Consider the following 17,685-nt stretch of genomic DNA (forward strand, 5'->3'; position numbering starts at 1 on the left):
CGCGGGCTTGTTTATTAGGTATGCATTGGTGAATATTTATCTAAATAATGAATTTAGTGTCACAAGTGTGAGCAGCTAGATGAATTATGCGTTACGTGACAGGGACCGAGATAAAGTGGCTGGGCATTTCCGGTCGATTGGTGGCAGTGGATGGTTGTTCAAGGTGGCCGGTATTGCGAAATGATGCGCAACCGGCCGGCGCAAAAAATACTCAGGCGCTGTACTCCTGAAGAAACTCCATCAATGCTTTCTGTGCATGTAAGCGATTCTCTGCTTCGTCCCAGACAACGGAGATGCTTTCATCTTCCAGCAGCTCGGCACTTACTTCCTCGCCGCGATGGGCAGGCAGGCAGTGCATAAAAACTGCGTTGCTTTTGGCGTAGCTCATCAGTTCATGGTTTACCTGGAAGTTGTCAAAAGCCTTGGTGCGTACCTGCTGTTCCGTTTCCTGTCCCATCGAGGCCCAGACATCAGTGCTAACCCAATCGGCTGTACGCACCGCCTCTACAGGGTTGTGCACAACTTTTACCCGGTCGCCAGCGGCGGCGACTATTTCGGCATCCGGTTCATAGCCTTGGGGGCAGGCGATCCGCAGCTCAAAGTCGCACAGGCGAGCGGCATTGATGTAGGAGTGGCACATGTTATTGCCATCGCCTACCCAGGCTACCACCTTGCCCGAGGGGCTGCCTCGATGCTCGACAAAAGTCTGGATATCGGCGAGAAGCTGGCAGGGGTGATAACTGTCAGACAGGGCATTAATGACTGGTACCCGTGAATGGGCGGCAAAGAGCTCCAGAGTCTTATGGCCAAATGTGCGGATCATCACCATATCTACCATGCGTGAAATCACCCGCGCACTGTCCTCAATGGGTTCTCCGCGTCCAAGTTGGGTATCCCGCGGTGACAGGAATAGGGCGCTGCCGCCCATTTGCGCCATACCGGCCTCGAAGGAGACCCGTGTTCGGGTGGAAGATTTTTCAAAAATCATTCCCAGTACCTTACCCCGGAAAAGGTCAGTGGTTATGCCCTGGCTGCGCAGTGTTTTTAGCTCGATTGCGCGCTCAATAATTTGTTTTAGTTCCTCTGAGGACAGATCCATTAGGGTGAGGAAATGTCTGGTTGCCATAAGCTGCTCTCCTTAATTGGTGCTTCAGACTGCTTGCAGCGCAAATTGTTGAATCAAGGTGCTGATATCACCTGCCAACTGCTGGCACTCGGCGTCGGTGAGGGTGAGAGGTGGTAATAGTCGGAGTACATTGCCTGCTGTCACGTTAATCAGGATTCCATATGCTCGGGCCTGCTCAACCAGTTCTGAGCAAGGATGTTCCAGCTCTATACCGATCATCAGGCCGAGACCGCGAATTTCCAACACTGCAGGGCAGTCTTGCAGTTGCAGTTGCAGAGACTGCATTAGCTGTGTGCCAAGCTTTTCGGCACGTTCAAGTAACCACTCACTTTCCAGTGCTTCCAATACTGCGAGGCTGGCGCGACAAGCTAAAGGGTTACCGCCAAAGGTGGAGCCGTGACTGCCGGCGGTAAACAGGCTTGCAGCTTTCCCTCGGGCCAGGCAAGCGCCGATAGGTACCCCGTTTCCCAGTCCTTTGGCTGTGGTCAGTACGTCCGGGACTATACCCGCGTGCTGGTAGGCAAACATCCTGCCGCTACGGCCGTTGCCAGTCTGTATTTCATCCAGCATTAGCAGCCAGTCATGTTGGTCACATAGCATGCGTAGTTTTGGCAGGTAATCTGCAGCGGGTACACGGATTCCGCCCTCGCCCTGAATCGGCTCCACCAGCACGGCGACGATATCGTCATACTGTTCGGCCAGGTGTGTAACTGCGTCAATATTATTAAACGGGACCCTTAAAAAACCCTCTGGCAGGGGGGCAAAACCCTGTTGGACTTTTTCATTGCCTGTTGCTGTGAGGGTCGCGAGGGTACGGCCGTGGAAAGCCCCCTCCATCACAATAATGCGCGGTGTTGATAGTCCGCGTTCGTTGCCAAGTTTACGCGCTAACTTGATTGCGGCCTCGTTGGCCTCCGCCCCGGAGTTGGAAAAGAATACGTTGTCCATGCCCGACATATATACCAGTCGATCGGCCAGCTGCTGCTGTGCCGGAATGTTATATAGGTTGGAGACGTGCAACAGGGTATTGGCCTGGTCCTGAATGGCCTCGGTTACCTTAGGATGGCAGTGTCCCAAGCCGCATACGGCGATGCCGGAAATAGCGTCCAGGTATCGTCGACCCTCGTTATCCCACACATAGTTGCCTTCCCCCCTGACCAGTGTCAGGGTTCTCTCGCCATAGTTGTCCATCAGTGTGGGGGTGCTCACTGCGGGTTCTCCTTAATTCCAGGTCATCGGCTTCAAAATCTTTGCCGCAGAAAATTTTGTATTGGTGTGTTCATTCCGCATCTATTACGGATTTGACAATACTACCACAAGCTTTGTGTCGCGTGTGCTATCCATTTGAGATAGCCAAGCGGGCGATATTTCAGGCAAGACATGGCGTTTTTTTGCTTCGAGCTGGGCTGTGGGTACTTATTCCTCCCTGCGCTGGGGTACAATACCGGCCCGTGCGCAATGGCTGGGTGCCGATGCGGAACACACGATCATTTTTTGCTTCTACCACCTGAGGTTTCTCAAGCTTATGGATACACTGGAGAACATCAAACAGCAGATTGCTGACAACGCCATCCTGCTTTACATGAAAGGTAGCCCTAACGCCCCCCAGTGCGGCTTTTCCATGCGTGCTTCCCAGGCGATGATGGCCTGCGGTAAGCGCTTTGCTTATGTGGATATCCTATCTAACCCGGATATTCGTGCCGAATTGCCGAAATATGCCAACTGGCCGACTTTCCCTCAGCTGTGGGTAAAAGGAGAGTTGATTGGTGGCTGTGACATCATTATGGAGATGTACGAGAACGGCGAGCTGAAAACCTTGATTGATGAGGCGTCAGCGGAGGGCGAAGGCGAAGGTTAACTTTCGCTTTTGTTCCAATGTTTCTGTCTGGCGAAAGCGACAGTGCATTGTGAGAAAAAAAACCGCAGCGGAAACTGCGGTTTTTTTATGCCTGTGAGAAGACTTTAATTACTTGCCTGAGTGGCCGGCTGCAGTTTCCATTTGAGTTTGCAGGTAGTTTTGAATGCCAACTTTGTCGATCAACTCCAGTTGGGTTTCCAACCAATCTACGTGCTCTTCCTCAGACTCAAGGATTTTTTCCAGTAGCTCGCGGCTGCCATAATCGCGTACTGATTCGCAGTAAGCGATAGCTTCACGTAAATCGGGAATGGCTTTGGATTCGATTTTTAAATCACACTTGAGCATTTCCTCGGTGTTTTCACCGATTAGTAATTTACCCAGGTGCTGTAGATTCGGAATACCCTCCAGGAAAAGAATACGCTCGATCAGCCAATCGGCGTGTTTCATTTCATCGATGGATTCGTGGTATTCCTGCTTGCCAAGCTCTTTTAACCCCCAGTTGTCGTACATGCGAGCATGCAGAAAGTACTGGTTGATTGCCACAAGCTCATTGCCGAGCACTTTGTTTAAATGTTCGATAACCTTGGGATCGCCCTTCATAGCTTTTGCTCCTGTGGCCCTGCGAGCTCAATATGGCCAGCAGAGAATTCCTAATTGTTAGTCGCTGATAAGTAGAAATAAAAAGTTACTAAATAGGTTTAGTCACTAAAGTCTGCGGCTGACCGTTTTCCCACATATTATTTTAGGGTGGCAACTGCAATCCGGGCCGAGTTTGCGTTGCGATTTGCGGCAAGTCAAGGAAAAATATTTGTTGCAGAATGCAGGAAAAACAAGGGTTTAAACATTAATTTAGCAGAAAATCGCAACGAAAATGATTCCTGTTTAGGTTGCATATGTGGGAGATACTTAGTTGCGGATATAAATAAAAGTTGATTAAGGCGATAGGCCAATTAGAAAAGAAATGCGATTTTCAGGAAAGTGTAATTCGATAAATAGTAAAATATGCAGCGTAATTTATAAGGGGGCAAACTAGGTAGAGGCGCTCGGACCTGGTATTAACTTTTGCCTTAATGTTAATTGATCCCGAATTAATCCGTATGCTAGAAGAAGGGCTTAAGGCGGCATGGCCAGTGCGCGGGCTTGGTGTAATAGAGCGCAGTAGAATATGGAATTCAAATATTCGAATGTCAGGGCTGCTTTCACAGGCAGGAGTGTAAAGTTGAGAGAAGTTCCTACCAACTTATCGTGAAGTGACATTATTCACTAGGATGAGATCACTGACCGGTGGGGGTGAGTAGGGCAATAAGTAAAATACGTATATATAGATTGATTAACTTTTTACTGCAGGGCTATATCAGTGTAATTGCTACTCTATAGGTACCCAGTAGCACTAACTGCCTGAGATTGTGCTTGTATCCTGCTACGAAGGTGCCAGAATTTTTCTCTTATACCGTAGAGCCCATACCGCTAATGCTGTCCCCAGTCGTTAATTTCAGGTTGTTATCGTTTTGATCATAGAGGGCGAAATCAACCGGTTTTAAGTACCTATAGAATTAATGGCAATACTAAGCAGTTTTCCTCTCCCACAGGAGATAATCTATGCGTCGAGCCTAAATGCAAAGCGTGCCGAGCACCTGTGATAAAAATGTGATGATTCGGTGATCAATATTGGATATTTCCCCCTTAGCTTAAAGGAGGCTGTTTGGCCCTTTACTTATAAAAGCTCAGATTTTGGGGATAGCTATGAAAATAAAATCCATTCTCGGCACCTTGGCATTGGCCGCTATGGCGACGGGAGTTCAGGCACAAACCACTTCAGTAGTCGTTACGAATCTTACCCACGGCATCTATTTCACACCGCTGCTGGTTTCAGCCCATGTTGATGAGTTTCATCTGTTTGAAGTTGGCTCCGGTGCGAGCCCAGAACTGCAGATGATGGCCGAAGGCGGAGATATCAGCGGCCTTGCTGCCGCTGCCAGCGCAATGGGGGCAGTCAATATGGAAACAATGGGATTACTGGCTCCTGGCAGCAGCGTAGATATTGAGGCGTTTGACACCGGCAGTAATGGGTTTTTGTCTATCACCGCCATGTTGCTGCCAACTAATGATGGTTTTGTTGGGCTCGATGCCTGGGAAATTCCTACTGAACCCGGTAGCTATACCCTATATCTCAATGCCTATGATGCCGGCACCGAGGCTAACAATGAGTTAGTTGTTGAGGGCAGCGGTGCACCCTTTGTTGCAGGTATTCCAGCCAGCCCTGATGGTAATGGTGGTGTCGGAGGTACTGGTGTCACCTCAGAAGAAGTTAACCAACTGATTCATATTCACCGTGGCAACGTTGGTGATACCGACCCGGATGCTGGTAACAGCGATCTGGATGCGCGCATTCACCGCTGGCTTAACCCAGTAGCCAAGGTTGTTGTAACGGTTCAGTAAGTAAGCCAACGGGAGAAATCATTATGAATAAAACCAAGTTGGGCTCCTTACTGTTGCCTCTGGCCATCACGGCCTTGCTGGTCGGCTGTAGCAATGATAATAACAGCCGCTCCAACGCGACAGATAATCCTGCACCGGCCCCTGACCCCGTTACTATGGGGTTTGAGATAACAGTAACCAATTTAACCCACAATCAGCCGCTGTCGCCGGTGGCAATAGTGGCCCACGATAGTGCCTTGCATGGCTGGGTCGTTGGTGAGCCCTCCAGTGCTGGTCTCGAGTTGCTCGCTGAAGGTGGTGACAATAGCGAATTCAGGATGGAACTGGAGGATTCCGGCGGTTTCGCTTCAATGAGTGCGGAAGCACCGCTTGGTCCCGGTGCCAGTGAAAGCCTCAGCCTGGAATTTGCTGAACAAGAAGAGGTGCTGCTGACGATTGCCACCATGCTGGTCAATACCAATGATGCGTTTAGCGGTATTACTCGAATTGATGTGTCATCCCTGGCGGTGGGTGATTCTTTACAGCGCCTGGCTCCGATATATGATGCGGGTACTGAATTCAATAGCGAGCTGGTGGGTACTATCCCAGGCCCCGCCGATGGTGGTGAGGGTTTTAACGTAGAGCGGGAGGATGTGAATTTTGTTTCACGTCACCCTGGGGTTGTCAGTCGGGCAGATGGTTATGCTGAATCGACTTTGGATCAGTCTCATCGCTTTGATCAAACAGCCATGCTTCTGAGTATTACCCGAATAGAGTAACAATTACGCTGCTGGTGCGACAAATAGCCTGAGACCCGAGTACAACTCCTCCTCTGGGGGAGTTGCCAGGGGAAGAAGGCCAGAAATGGTGGGGCACGCATGAACAAGCGTATTCTGATAATCGAGGATGATCACGACATACTCCAATTGTTGTGCATGCATCTGGAGAGCTTAGGTTATTCGGTAACCGCCTGTGATAACGGTGAGCAGGGGCTGATGAGAGCCTTAAACCAGAAATTCAATTTGTTGCTGTTGGACCTGACGTTGCCGGGCCTGGATGGGGTGGAGATTTGCCGTCGCCTGCGTGATGTCGGTAGCGCCCTTCCAATTCTGATGCTCACCGCACGTAACTCTGAACTGGATCGGGTATTAGGGTTAGAGATGGGTGCCGATGACTACCTATCTAAACCGTTCGGTATGCGTGAGATGCAGGCACGGGTAAAAGCCTTATTGCGTCGCTCTGAATTCAATGCCCAAGTAAGTAGCAGAAACAACCAAATGATCACCTGTGGTCGCTTGCATATCGACTGTAGCAGGCGGCTCGTAAAGCTGGACTTACAGCCACTGGAATTAACTGCGCGGGAATTTGACCTTCTCTATTATCTCGCAAGTCACCCTGGTCGAGTGTTTCGGCGAACGCAAATTCTGGATGCAGTTTGGGGCTATCAACACAGTGGTTATGAGCATACCGTGAATTCCCATATCAATCGCCTGCGCAACAAGTTAGAGCAAAATCCTTCACAACCGGAATATGTACTGACAGTCTGGGGAGTGGGCTACAAATTCAATGATGCCATTATTGCGTGATGCTTTTTATCGCCGCCTGATCCTGTTGCTGCTTTGTAGTTTCATAGTTGTGGGGGTGTTTTTCTTGTTGCTTATGGGCTGTGTAGTTGCAGCCTACCAGAGTGAAGTAGCGCAAAACCTACACCGGGATTTAGCTCGACATCTGGCAGAGCAAAATGCACTTTTTGTCGATGGTCAGCCAGATAAAGAAGGTCTTTATCACCTATTTCACGACCTCATGGTATTGGGGCCAAACTTTGAATTCTACCTGTTGAGCCCTGAAGGCGAAGTCCTTGCTTATTCCGCCGAGCCGGCAAAGATCAAGCGTCAATTTATTGACCTTGACCCTATTCGGGTATTTCTAGATAGATCGACGGGTATTCAGCGAACAATTTACGGCCCAGACCCTCGTGATAGTGAGCGCCTAAAAGTATTTTCCGCAGCTCCAGTAGAGCGGGATGGCCAACTGCTAGGTTACATGTATGTCATTATTGGCAGTGAGCTATTTGACGATGTGGTTCAGGGAGTTTGGCAAAATCATCTGCTGCGCTGGGTGGCAGCGGTTTTTTTAGGATGCCTGATACTCAGCTTGATTGCCTCCCTATGGGTGTTTGCACTGCTTACCCGTCCTCTGCGAAAGCTCACTAGAGATATGCAGCATTTTCGCGCTGCCGGCCTGCAAGGGGATTTGCCATCAACCCCCTGGAATACTGAAGAGAATGACTTGGTTCAACGCCTTGGAAGTGCTTTCAATGAATTGTCTACATCGTTAAAGCAGCAGTATCAGAGTATAAAGACCATCGATGAAATGCGTCGTGAATTACTGACCCATATTTCTCATGACCTGCGTACACCGCTCTCATCGTTACAAGGGTACCTGGAAACCTGGCTGATCCGGCGCGAAGAGCTAAACCCGGATGACAGCCGGCATTATGTGGAAACGGCTTATCGCAGTAGTAAGAAAGTGAATCGGCTAGTGGAGCAACTGTTTGAATTGGCATGCCTGGAAAGTGCTGATGTGCCGATGAAGATAGAGCGGGTTGTACTGGCTGAATTAATTCAGGACGTACTGCAAAAATTTACTATAAAAGCGCTCGAGCAGGGTGTGCACGCAGCGGTAATACCACAGGACTCAAGTATCGTCGTCTATGGTGATATTGAAAAGCTGGAACGGGTTTTCTCCAACCTGGTAGAAAATGCCCTGCGTCACTGTGGCTCGGGTGATGAGATTATCGTGCAGCTGCGGCCACACGGTGACCAGGTCTCAGTGAGTGTGAAGGATAGTGGCATGGGGATTCCCGTTGATGACCTGCCTAATATCTTCGACGCACACTATCGGGCTGCTAATAGCAAGAAAAGCAGCCGTGGGCTGGGAGGACTTGGGCTTGCAATCACCAAAAGACTGTTGGCTTTGCATCGAGCCGATATTTACGTGCGTAGCAGGGAAAACTTTGGCACCGCTTTTGAATTTCAGCTGCACCGCCGTTGGGGCGCGCCATGCGGTCATATGGAAGAGTCGGACCGAGCCAAAGAGTATTGAGCGCAGATTGAGAGAGAAGAAGTGGAATGGCGATCGCCAAGGGGGCGATCGCAGGTCGAAAGAAGAAATCAGTTGGCGGAGTAAAACAATCCGTTGTTGGCAGAGTTAATCATTCCTCCGCTCATGGTCTCGTCGATGATCTCTTTGGTCTGTTCTGCACAGCGACCACACTGAGAGGAGACACCCAGTTGGCGCCTCAACGCCTTAACTGAAGTGGAGCCATCATAGACTGCCTCTTTGATTTGGCGGTCGGTTATACCTTTACAGATACATACATACATCGTTGTGGGCTCTGGTCGATTTCTGTTCAATAGTAGACTTATGCAAATCCTATTGCAATTGAGAATGAGTGTCAATAAGATTTCAGAAAGAGTGTAATTTAGTCACTTTGATCTTTTTTTACTCCTGCTGATGGGTATTCCTTCTCTTTTGTGGTTCAGTTCACGCATAGCCATTCTGCTATCAGGCTGATTTAAAAAATTTATGGGCCTGTAATAGGTGGGTGTGTATCATAGCGCTCCACTATTAATCCCTATTCGATTTATAGCTGTTGCGTATAAATTGAACACTTCACTCTTTATCAACAACCCATCATTGGATTGAGGAGGTTTTCATGGCAGTTTTGGTAGGTAAGCCGGCTCCGGATTTCACCGCTGCAGCGGTATTGGGTAACGGCGAGATCGTCGATACTTTTAACCTGAAAGAAGCAATCGAAGGTAAGAAAGCAGTAGTTTTCTTCTACCCGCTGGACTTCACCTTCGTATGTCCTTCCGAGTTGATCGCTTTCGACCACCGTTTTGCTGAGTTCGAGAAGCGCGGCGTTGAAGTAATTGGTGTTTCCATCGACTCCCAGTTCTCTCATAACGCATGGCGTAACACCCCGGTAAATGACGGTGGTATTGGCCCGGTTAAGTACACCCTGGTTGCTGATGTTAAGCACGAAATCTGCCAGGCGTACGACGTAGAAGCAGATGCTGGCGTTGCTTTCCGTGGTTCTTTCCTGATTGACGAGGAAGGTATGGTTCGTCACCAGGTAGTCAATGACCTGCCGCTGGGCCGTAATGTTGACGAGATGCTGCGCATGGTTGACGCTCTGGCGTTCCACCAGGAGCACGGCGAAGTTTGCCCCGCTGGTTGGCAGGAAGGCGACAAGGGTATGAACGCTTCTCCGGAAGGTGTAGCGGCTTACCTGAGCGAGAACGCCGAAAAGCTTTAAGCTTAGGGCCCTCGCTGTGGGGGTATCCCCACAACGAAAAAACCGCCGAGAGGCGGTTTTTTCGTTTATATAAGTGCCATTGTATTGCTTTATGGAACTGGCATAGGTGTCCGCGCGGAGTCTGAGATTAGCGACTAGAATTCTGCAGTCAGTCCTGCGTGGCGCCTAAATAGAGTTTTTGCCCGCTGGCTGCTAGTCTTATCTGCAAGTACCGGATTGCTTTGGCGGCTCGATTTGCGTATGAGACCTGCAATTCTTTCAAATATCGTCTACCACCTACGTGCCGGGAAGGCGCGTATTTTTCTCTCGGCACTACTTCTGTGCGGGCTGTCCCTGCCTGCGCGGGCAGTGGATATTGACGCCAGGGCCAAGGCATTTGACCGCTACTTTCGCCAGATGATGGCGGGTAAGTCAATTCCTGGGGGCGCTTACGTTATTGTCGATGGAAACCGCGTGGTCGCCATGGATACCTATGGCGTGCGGATCAGGGGTAAGGCCGGCAAAGTGGATAACGACACTGTGTTCCGCCTGGCTTCTGTCTCAAAAACCTTTGCGGCGAGCATGGCCACCATTTTGGAGCACGAAAAACGCTTCAATTGGAGTGACAAGGTAGTCAACTATGTGCCGGATCTGAGCTTCAAAACGTCAACCCTATCGCGGCAATTACAGGTAGAGCATTTGCTCAGCCACTCTTCCGGCCTGACTCCCAATGCGTACGACAATTATCTTGAGGACAACAAGCCGCTCAGTAAGATATTGCCGAAATTTGCCAATATTGATCCGCGCTGTACCCCGGGAAAATGTTACGGCTACCAGAATGTGCTATTCAGCCTGATTGAAGATGTGATTTTCGAAGCAACGGGTGTGTCTTTTGCCAGCCAGCTTAAACAGCGCATCTTTGTACCGCTGAAAATGCAGAATGCCTCGGTGGGCTGGGAGAGCTTTATGGCCTCTGATAACCGCGCTGCGCCCCATGTACAAACCGGCAGTGGCTGGCGCCCGGTTAAGGTAGAGAAAGAGTATTACTTTGCCGCTCCGGCAGCTGGCGTTAACGCCAGCATCTCCGATATGGCCCAATGGCTGAAGGCCCAAATGGGATATTACCCAAAAGTGCTGTCCCCGGAGATGATTGAGGATATGACCACCGAACGGGTCGCTACTCAGCGCCATATGCGCCACCGTATCTGGCGGGACTACCTGTCTCATGCCGGCTACGGCCTGGGCTGGCGTCTGTATACCATCGGTGATGACCGTATTATTTATCACGGGGGTTGGGTAGCTGGTTTCCGCGCTGCGGTGGCCTATTCAGAGAAGTTGAAGATTGGTATCGCTATCCTGATGAATGCGGAGTCTCGTGTAATCTCCGATCTCACCGCCAATTTCGTGATCGATATTACCGGCAAAGGCAACTCTGCCACAGTAAAAACCAGCGGAGATCATTAATCTCCGCTGGAGGACCTCTTATCCCTCCCCTTGAAACCTGCCAGAAGGGCCTCATATCTGCTCCCTGTTCCGATTGACGTGTATGGGGAGACTTACTAGATGACCGTTGAGGCCCAAAAAGAGAGCCATGGATTCCAGACGGAAGCCAAGCAGCTACTGCACCTGATGATCCACTCGCTCTACTCCAACAAGGAGATTTTCCTGCGCGAGCTGGTATCCAATGCTTCTGACGCCGCTGACAAGTTGCGTTTTGAATCGCTGTCCAAGCCCGATTTACTGGGCGAAGATGCAGACCTGCGCATTCGCATTGAGTTTGACAAGGAAGAGGGCACGCTCACCATTACCGATAACGGTATTGGTATGAGCCGCGATGAAGTAATCGAAAACCTCGGCACCATCGCCCGCTCTGGCACCTCTGCATTTATGCAGCAGCTGACCGGAGACCAGAAAAAAGATGCGCACCTGATCGGCCAGTTCGGTGTGGGCTTCTACTCAGCATTTATCGTCGCTGACAAAGTCGACGTATTCACCCGTCGCGCCGGTTTGAATGCTGACCAGGGCGTGCATTGGGAGTGCCACGGTGAAGCGGAATACTCCGTGGAAACCGTTGAATGGCCCCAGCGTGGCACCCGAGTGGTTCTGCACCTGAAAGAGGAAGCGAAGGAGTTTGCCGATAACTGGCGCCTGCGCTCCATCATTAAAAAGTACTCCGATCACATCGCCATTCCGGTGGAAATGCTGAAAGAGGAAATGCCGGCTGCGGAGGAAGGTGAAGAGCCGAAAGAAGAGAAAGCGCCAGAGTTTGAAGCGGTAAACGCTGCCCAGGCCCTGTGGACCCGCCCGCGCTCCGAAGTGAAGTCCGAGGAGTACAAGGAGTTCTACAAGCATATCTCTCACGACTTTGATGACCCTTTAACCTGGAGCCACAACCGCGTAGAGGGCAAACTGGATTACACCAGCTTGCTTTACATTCCTGCGCGCGCACCGTTCGATCTGTACCAGCGCGATGCCGCTCGTGGCCTCAAGCTGTATGTACAGCGCACCTTTATCATGGACGATGCCGAGCAGTTCCTGCCGCTGTACCTGCGCTTTGTGAAAGGTGTTCTGGATTCCAACGACCTGCCGTTGAATGTATCCCGTGAAATCCTGCAGAAAGATCGCAATACCGATGCGATCAAGAGCGCGCTAACCAAGCGTGTACTGGATATGCTGGACAAGCTGGCGAAGAAGGATGGCGATGAGTATCAGAAATTCTGGGAGCTGTTCGGCAATGTACTGAAAGAAGGCCCAGCTGAAGATTTCTCCAACAAAGAGAAAATCGCCAAGCTGTTGCGCTTCGCCAGCACCCACACCGATACCGAGAAGCAGGATCAATCCCTGGAAGAATATGTAGGTCGCATGAAGGATGGCCAGAAGGCGATCTACTATGTGTGTGCCGACAATTTCGCTACAGCCAAATCCAGCCCCTACCTGGAAGTATTCCGCAAGAAGGGTATCGAGGTACTGCTGCTCACTGACCAGGTGGATGAGTGGTTCGTGGGCCATATGAACGAATTCGACGGCAAGCAGTTCCAAGATGTCGCCAAAGGTGCGCTGGATCTGGGTGAAGCTGAGAGCGATGAAGACAAGGCCGAACGCGAAAAAGTCGAGAAAGAGTCCGGTGCTCTGGTTGAGCGGGTACAGGACGTTCTGGAAGGCCGCGTTGAGTCCGTACGCGCTACTACACGTCTGGTGGATTCTCCGGCGTGCCTGGTAGTGAGCGATCAGGATATGGGCCCGCAGATGCGTCGTATCCTGGAACAAGCCGGCCAGGCCCTGCCAGATGCCAAGCCGATCTTTGAAATCAATCCGTCCCACCCGCTGGTGCAGCGTCTGGATCAGGAAGCGGATGAAGATCGCTTTGCGGATCTCACCAATATCCTGATGGACCAGGCTAACCTGGCGGCAGGTAACCAGTTGGCGGATCCGGCAGATTATGTGCGCCGCCTGAATACGCTTCTGCTGGAAATGCACGGCTAAGTAACCATGGCTTACGGGCTCGCCCTGTAAGTCCCGCGCGCTAAAATCTGCAACGCGCCAGCGCGCTTTTGATGTACGGCCCCTGCGTAACCAACCCACCAGTTTATTGGATGGGTGGTTAAGCAGAGGGCCGTTTTCTGTTTTTTCCGTGTTGTTTTGCAAATTTACGAACAAATTCCCGTAAATTGAACCCTTTGGGCTTGGAGGGTCATACCTCTATAATCCCAGGCCACGAGAGAAGCTTTATCGGTATCACTATGCAAAAGGAAACTTCCAACCCCCTCTCCATAGCCGTATTGGGCGGCGGCAGTTTCGGGACCGCAATTGCCAATATCGTAGCGGGGAATGGTCACGACACCCGCCAGTGGATGCGGGATTCGGAGAGCGCGGAAGCTTGCCGGGAAACTCGGGAGAACAGTAAGTACCTACCTGGTGTAGCTTTACACCCGGAGCTTTGTATTAGCAGCGACTTGCACGAAGCTGTGCAAGGCTGTGACATTGTGTTTGTAGCAATTCCCAGTAAATCTTTCCGCGAGGTGGTACGCCGCGTAGCGCCGCTACTGAAGCCGGGCACCATGCTGATCTCCACTACCAAGGGTATTGAGCACGATCACTTCCAATTAATGAGCGATATCCTGCGCGAGGAAACGACTGGCATGCGTGTAGGTGTGCTGAGCGGGCCTAATTTCGCAAAGGAAATTGTCGCGGGCCACTACACAGCTACAGTAGTTGCCAGTGAAGATGAGGCCCTGTGCAAAGATATCCAATCAGCCCTGCATTCGGAAACCTTTCGGGTTTATTCCAGTAATGATGTGTTCGGAGTAGAGCTGGCCGGTGCCCTGAAAAATATTTACGCGATAGTAACCGGCATGGCCGCAGCACTGGACCGCGGGCAAAACACCATTAGCCTTTTAATAACCCGCTCCCTTGCCGAAATGATGCGCTTTGCCGAGGCGATGGGCGCAGATCCCATGACATTTATCGGTCTAGCCGGTGTTGGCGACTTAATTTTGACTTGCTCTTCCGATCTCAGCCGCAATTATCGCGTGGGTTATTTGGTAGGTAAGGGCAAACCCCTGGATCGTGCTGTCGCAGAAATCGGTCAGGTGGCCGAGGGCGTAAACACTGTTCGCCTGATAAAAAAGAAAGCTGATGAAATGGGCGTCTACATGCCCTTGGTTTCCGCGATTCACGCCATATTATTTGAAGAGCGACCGATCCCAGAGGTAATTCGTAATTTAATGTCGGGCGCACAAACGTTTGATGTGGCCTACTCGGCCAAGCCTTGATGGAAGCCTCTTATGAAAAATGATGAATTGAAGCGCAACCTGACCTCCGGTAATCAATGGGTGCGACTGATCTATATGGTGCTGTTTGGCATCTGTTTGCAGATTGCCGGCTGGGTACTGTTGGCTGTGGTGGTGCTGCAGTTCCTGTTTTCGATTATCGGCGGTAAGTCTAACGATAACTTGCGTCGTTTTGGCGATCAGCTCGCCTCGTATATCTACCAGGCTGTACAGTTTTTGATTTACAACTCAGACGAGAAGCCCTTCCCCTTTGCGGAGTGGCCGGAATCCGATGTAGAAGATCTCTCCGGTTATGAAGGAGCTGAAGAAGTCTCTGCGGAGGTGGTCGCTACAGAGGAAAAAGCTGAACCGGTCAAGAAAGCGGAATCAAAAAAAGAGGAAGAGGCTGAGGATGCCATTATTCTCGGTAGTGATGAACCTGCCGATGATAAAAAGCCTGAGCTGGTAGAAGAGGGTGCTGATGAGCCGCCGGCCTCTTTTGCTGAAAAGAAAGGCGAATCTGACGAGCGCGGCGAGAAAAACTAGCTACCTGCTCAGCTCTAATTGAGGCTATGTCAATGCAATTGTTTATCCTGCGCCATGGCAAGGCCGAGCCGATGCTTGGCAATGATGCCGCTCGCTCCCTGACGGAACGTGGGCGCAAGCAAGTGGCGCAGGTATGCAAAAAACGCTCAAAAGAGTTATCGGCTGTGCACGCTATTTGGGCCAGTCCTTTTGTTCGAACCCAGCAAACAGCTGATATTGTCTCCGCTCATTTGGGCCTGCCCGTTGTTACCGAGCCACTACTAATCGGGGATAGCAATCCCCAACAGTTGCTTGACCTTTTGCAGGAGCAGGATAACTTCCCCATTCTATTGGTTAGCCACCAGCCGTTGGTTGGCAGTCTGCTCAATGGCCTTTGCGGTAGCGGTAATGAGCATCCCATGGGTACTTCAAGCCTTGCCTGTGTGAGTGCTGAAGTTTGGGCCAATGGCTGTGCTGAGCTTGATTGGCTGCAACACGCAGAGTAGGCGCCATTTAATCTTCCTCCCATGCTTGCACCTAAATCACTAGCTCGCTGGTGCCAAGTGTCATTGCAGTTATGACAGAGCAGTAGCACCATCTTGCCTTATCAAAACCAGTTACCCAGTGGAATTACCACTTATGAAGCAAAGCGTCGCCAGCGAAATCACCCTCGAGTTTGAGAGTAAAACTATTGCTGCACGGCAGTGGGGTGACCCCTCTGGTGAACCAGTTTTGGCCTTGCATGGCTGGCTGGATAACTGTGCCAGTTTTAATCGACTTGCCCCCCTGCTTGAAGGAATTAACCTGGTTGCCATGGACATGGCTGGGCATGGCCGCAGCTACCATCGTTCTCCTCATGCCAATTACAACATCTGGGAGGAGGCTGAGGATATTATCGGTGCCTCGGAGGCTCTAGGTTGGCGAAACTTTTCCCTGCTCGCTCACTCACGAGGAGCCATTGCGAGCGTGATTACTGCCGGGGCTTTTCCCAACAGGGTAAAGCGCCTCGCATTGATTGATGGCTTGGTGCCCCCGGCCACAAAGGATGAGGAGTCGCCGGATATCCTTGCCAGGGCCATCGCCCAGCGCGCTCGTTACAGGCACCGCAAGGCAAAGGTATACCCGACCTTTGAGGGAGCCGTGGAAGCTCGTATGAATGGCCTCTTCCCACTTTCTGAATGGGCTGCACGGGTTTTGGCTGAGCGTGGAACTCGCCCCTTGGACGGTGGTTTTACCTGGAGTAATGATCCCCAGCTGATGGCGGCTTCCACCGCGAAGCTCAATGAAGTGCAGATTCGGGCCTTTCTTTCACGGCTCAGTATGCCGGTACGCCTGGTTCTGGCGGAGGGGGGGATTACAAATATGATTAAGAAGCTGCGCCCAATTCTGGCTGATTATGAAAATATTGAAGTGCGGGAGCTGCCTGGCAGTCACCATTTGCATATGGAGGACGGAGCCGAGGGCATTGCGGAGTGGTTTGGGCCTTTCTTGCGCGGCGAGGCCGACTAATGAGCTAGAAGGGCACGCGCTTTGAATAGCAGCTGGGGTCCATTTCCCGCACTTCTACCGAGACCGCAGGCACGCCATCGGCGAATTGGCACAGGCAATTGAACACTGCCGAGCTCAGTGCTTCTCGCTCCCTGGAGCTGCGGCCTTCCAATAGCCGGATTTCGGCATGGATAAAGCTGCTGCCATTATCGCCGGCGATAAATTGCTCGTAAGCCTTGGCACGAGTCTTGATGTTGTGCGACGCAAATAGCCCGGAGCGGTTCATTGCCTCCTGTGCGGAGCTGACCAGGGCGGCAACGGAAATCCTGTCTTCCAGATTCTTCGCATACTCTATGATCAGGTGGGGCATAGCAATTCACTCCGTGAACATTGGCGGCTCTTTTTGAGCCGCTCTGTGCTGGTGAGTCGACCCTGTTACTGGCGGAGCAGGGAGAGGAACTCGTTGCGCGTAGCCTGGTTACTGCGGAAAGTACCGAGCATTGCCGAAGTCTTCATCACAGAGTTCTGTTTTTCCACTCCGCGCATCATCATGCACATGTGTTTGGCTTCGATGATAACACCGACACCGGCAGCACCAGTGACGTTTAGCAGGGTCTCGGCGATCTCGACAGTAAGCTGCTCCTGGATCTGCAGGCGGCGCGCAAACATGTCGACAATACGTGCTACCTTGGACAGGCCAACAACCTTGCCATTGGGAATATAGGCTACGTGGGCGCGGCCGATAAATGGCAACAGGTGGTGCTCACACAGGGAATAGAGTTCGATATCCTTAACGAGCACCATCTCACTGCAGTCGGAGGGGAAGAGTGCATCGTTGACCACGTCTTCGACGGTCTGTCTGTAGCCGCGGGTCAGGTATTCCATGGCCTTGGCGGCGCGCTCAGGGGTGTCCTTGAGTCCTGGGCGTTGCGGATCTTCGCCGATTGCTTCAATAATTCGCGCGTAGTGTTCGTTCATGCTGCTCTTTCCAACATCTCAGCCCGAAGGGCGGGTGCGCTACCCTAAGCGTTTGTAACCCGAGAGTAAAGATCCGCGCGGACCCAGAGGCCTGTTGACACCAGTTTGATAGCCAGTGCCAGGGGCCATTTTTTGTTCGGGAAGGCAGATGGAGTGAGGCCTAGTTACTCTACATAAACGACAGATAAAGCAGTTGGGCGGAGAAATGGTCTAGGCCCTTTGG

Annotated in this window: 18 protein-coding genes; 12 read left to right on the forward strand and 6 right to left on the reverse strand. The window is 51.3% G+C overall.

Going from position 1 to position 17,685, the window contains the following annotated elements:
• Positions 1–211: 211 nt before the first annotated feature.
• Positions 212–1,126 (reverse strand): ornithine carbamoyltransferase, encoded by a 915-nt coding sequence (argF, locus tag ACJJIP_RS04535; protein WP_020412717.1) that lies wholly within the window; start codon positions 1,124–1,126, stop codon positions 212–214.
• Positions 1,127–1,150: 24 nt separating this feature from the next.
• On the reverse strand, positions 1,151–2,335 hold the full coding sequence (locus ACJJIP_RS04540) for an aspartate aminotransferase family protein (RefSeq protein ID WP_020412718.1): 1,185 nt from the start codon (positions 2,333–2,335) through the stop codon (positions 1,151–1,153).
• A 316-nt stretch (positions 2,336–2,651) separates the two neighbouring features.
• Here ACJJIP_RS04540 and grxD point away from each other — a divergent pair, with 316 nt between their 5' ends.
• Entirely contained in the window at positions 2,652–2,984 is a 333-nt protein-coding gene (gene grxD, locus ACJJIP_RS04545; RefSeq protein WP_026305012.1) for a Grx4 family monothiol glutaredoxin, read from the forward strand.
• A gap of 108 nt (positions 2,985–3,092) precedes the next feature.
• Here grxD and bfr read toward each other — a convergent pair whose 3' ends face one another.
• A complete protein-coding gene (gene bfr, locus ACJJIP_RS04550; protein WP_020412720.1) occupies positions 3,093–3,584 on the reverse strand; it encodes a bacterioferritin in 492 nt (163 codons plus the stop codon).
• A 1,143-nt stretch (positions 3,585–4,727) separates the two neighbouring features.
• Between bfr and ACJJIP_RS04555 the strand changes: the two genes are divergently transcribed.
• From ACJJIP_RS04555 to ACJJIP_RS04570, 4 genes are all read left to right on the forward strand, one after another.
• Complete coding sequence (locus ACJJIP_RS04555; protein WP_020412721.1) at positions 4,728–5,423, forward strand: spondin domain-containing protein; 696 nt, start codon at positions 4,728–4,730, stop codon at positions 5,421–5,423.
• A gap of 23 nt (positions 5,424–5,446) precedes the next feature.
• Positions 5,447–6,181 carry a spondin domain-containing protein gene (locus ACJJIP_RS04560; RefSeq protein WP_020412722.1) on the forward strand — a complete coding sequence of 245 codons (735 nt, stop codon included), beginning with the start codon at positions 5,447–5,449 and terminating at the stop codon, positions 6,179–6,181.
• A 99-nt stretch (positions 6,182–6,280) separates the two neighbouring features.
• Positions 6,281–6,988: a response regulator transcription factor gene (locus ACJJIP_RS04565; RefSeq protein ID WP_282952718.1), complete on the forward strand. Its 708-nt coding sequence runs from the start codon at positions 6,281–6,283 to the stop codon at positions 6,986–6,988.
• Positions 6,969–8,507: a sensor histidine kinase gene (locus ACJJIP_RS04570; RefSeq protein ID WP_020412724.1), complete on the forward strand. Its 1,539-nt coding sequence runs from the start codon at positions 6,969–6,971 to the stop codon at positions 8,505–8,507. Before ACJJIP_RS04565 ends, ACJJIP_RS04570 begins: the two co-directional genes overlap by 20 nt.
• Before the next feature lie 68 nt (positions 8,508–8,575).
• Here ACJJIP_RS04570 and ACJJIP_RS04575 read toward each other — a convergent pair whose 3' ends face one another.
• On the reverse strand, positions 8,576–8,818 hold the full coding sequence (locus tag ACJJIP_RS04575; protein ID WP_342664458.1) for a bacterioferritin-associated ferredoxin: 243 nt from the start codon (positions 8,816–8,818) through the stop codon (positions 8,576–8,578).
• A gap of 302 nt (positions 8,819–9,120) precedes the next feature.
• Here ACJJIP_RS04575 and ACJJIP_RS04580 point away from each other — a divergent pair, with 302 nt between their 5' ends.
• The 7 genes from ACJJIP_RS04580 (at position 9,121) to ACJJIP_RS04610 (ending at position 16,505) form a co-directional block, all read left to right on the forward strand.
• Positions 9,121–9,723 (forward strand): peroxiredoxin, encoded by a 603-nt coding sequence (locus ACJJIP_RS04580; RefSeq protein WP_282952720.1) that lies wholly within the window; start codon positions 9,121–9,123, stop codon positions 9,721–9,723.
• Between the two features lie 240 nt (positions 9,724–9,963).
• Positions 9,964–11,166 (forward strand): serine hydrolase domain-containing protein, encoded by a 1,203-nt coding sequence (locus ACJJIP_RS04585; protein ID WP_444946298.1) that lies wholly within the window; start codon positions 9,964–9,966, stop codon positions 11,164–11,166.
• A 99-nt stretch (positions 11,167–11,265) separates the two neighbouring features.
• On the forward strand, positions 11,266–13,185 hold the full coding sequence (gene htpG / locus ACJJIP_RS04590; RefSeq protein WP_020412728.1) for a molecular chaperone HtpG: 1,920 nt from the start codon (positions 11,266–11,268) through the stop codon (positions 13,183–13,185).
• 257 nt (positions 13,186–13,442) lie between these two features.
• On the forward strand, positions 13,443–14,474 hold the full coding sequence (locus tag ACJJIP_RS04595) for an NAD(P)H-dependent glycerol-3-phosphate dehydrogenase (RefSeq protein ID WP_026305013.1): 1,032 nt from the start codon (positions 13,443–13,445) through the stop codon (positions 14,472–14,474).
• Between the two features lie 12 nt (positions 14,475–14,486).
• Positions 14,487–15,017, forward strand: coding sequence for a DUF4389 domain-containing protein (locus tag ACJJIP_RS04600; protein ID WP_282952721.1), 531 nt, complete (start codon positions 14,487–14,489; stop codon positions 15,015–15,017).
• Positions 15,018–15,049: 32 nt separating this feature from the next.
• Complete coding sequence (gene sixA, locus ACJJIP_RS04605; RefSeq protein ID WP_020412731.1) at positions 15,050–15,502, forward strand: phosphohistidine phosphatase SixA; 453 nt, start codon at positions 15,050–15,052, stop codon at positions 15,500–15,502.
• Between the two features lie 133 nt (positions 15,503–15,635).
• Entirely contained in the window at positions 15,636–16,505 is an 870-nt protein-coding gene (locus ACJJIP_RS04610; protein WP_353376081.1) for an alpha/beta fold hydrolase, read from the forward strand.
• 4 nt (positions 16,506–16,509) lie between these two features.
• On the opposite strand, the gene ACJJIP_RS04615 is transcribed toward ACJJIP_RS04610, so the two are convergent.
• Together ACJJIP_RS04615 and folE are read right to left on the reverse strand one after the other, a co-directional pair.
• Complete coding sequence (locus ACJJIP_RS04615) at positions 16,510–16,854, reverse strand: 5-carboxymethyl-2-hydroxymuconate Delta-isomerase (protein ID WP_020412733.1); 345 nt, start codon at positions 16,852–16,854, stop codon at positions 16,510–16,512.
• A 65-nt stretch (positions 16,855–16,919) separates the two neighbouring features.
• On the reverse strand, positions 16,920–17,462 hold the full coding sequence (folE, locus tag ACJJIP_RS04620) for a GTP cyclohydrolase I FolE (RefSeq protein ID WP_020412734.1): 543 nt from the start codon (positions 17,460–17,462) through the stop codon (positions 16,920–16,922).
• Positions 17,463–17,685: the final 223 nt, after the last annotated feature.

The sequence above is a fragment of the Microbulbifer variabilis genome, from assembly GCF_052467165.1.

What these genes read in the sequence shown, in the direction of transcription:
- argF (WP_020412717.1), bottom strand. Translation starts at nt 1,126, where the DNA reads ATGGCAACCAGACATTTCCTCACCCTAATGGATCTGTCCTCAGAGGAA.
- grxD (WP_026305012.1), top strand. Translation starts at nt 2,652, where the DNA reads ATGGATACACTGGAGAACATCAAACAGCAGATTGCTGACAACGCCATC.
- bfr (WP_020412720.1), bottom strand. Translation starts at nt 3,584, where the DNA reads ATGAAGGGCGATCCCAAGGTTATCGAACATTTAAACAAAGTGCTCGGC.
- ACJJIP_RS04555 (WP_020412721.1), top strand. Translation starts at nt 4,728, where the DNA reads ATGAAAATAAAATCCATTCTCGGCACCTTGGCATTGGCCGCTATGGCG.
- ACJJIP_RS04560 (WP_020412722.1), top strand. Translation starts at nt 5,447, where the DNA reads ATGAATAAAACCAAGTTGGGCTCCTTACTGTTGCCTCTGGCCATCACG.
- ACJJIP_RS04565 (WP_282952718.1), top strand. Translation starts at nt 6,281, where the DNA reads ATGAACAAGCGTATTCTGATAATCGAGGATGATCACGACATACTCCAA.
- ACJJIP_RS04570 (WP_020412724.1), top strand. Translation starts at nt 6,969, where the DNA reads ATGATGCCATTATTGCGTGATGCTTTTTATCGCCGCCTGATCCTGTTG.
- ACJJIP_RS04580 (WP_282952720.1), top strand. Translation starts at nt 9,121, where the DNA reads ATGGCAGTTTTGGTAGGTAAGCCGGCTCCGGATTTCACCGCTGCAGCG.
- ACJJIP_RS04585 (WP_444946298.1), top strand. Translation starts at nt 9,964, where the DNA reads ATGAGACCTGCAATTCTTTCAAATATCGTCTACCACCTACGTGCCGGG.
- htpG (WP_020412728.1), top strand. Translation starts at nt 11,266, where the DNA reads ATGACCGTTGAGGCCCAAAAAGAGAGCCATGGATTCCAGACGGAAGCC.
- ACJJIP_RS04595 (WP_026305013.1), top strand. Translation starts at nt 13,443, where the DNA reads ATGCAAAAGGAAACTTCCAACCCCCTCTCCATAGCCGTATTGGGCGGC.
- ACJJIP_RS04600 (WP_282952721.1), top strand. Translation starts at nt 14,487, where the DNA reads ATGAAAAATGATGAATTGAAGCGCAACCTGACCTCCGGTAATCAATGG.
- sixA (WP_020412731.1), top strand. Translation starts at nt 15,050, where the DNA reads ATGCAATTGTTTATCCTGCGCCATGGCAAGGCCGAGCCGATGCTTGGC.
- ACJJIP_RS04610 (WP_353376081.1), top strand. Translation starts at nt 15,636, where the DNA reads ATGAAGCAAAGCGTCGCCAGCGAAATCACCCTCGAGTTTGAGAGTAAA.
- ACJJIP_RS04615 (WP_020412733.1), bottom strand. Translation starts at nt 16,854, where the DNA reads ATGCCCCACCTGATCATAGAGTATGCGAAGAATCTGGAAGACAGGATT.
- folE (WP_020412734.1), bottom strand. Translation starts at nt 17,462, where the DNA reads ATGAACGAACACTACGCGCGAATTATTGAAGCAATCGGCGAAGATCCG.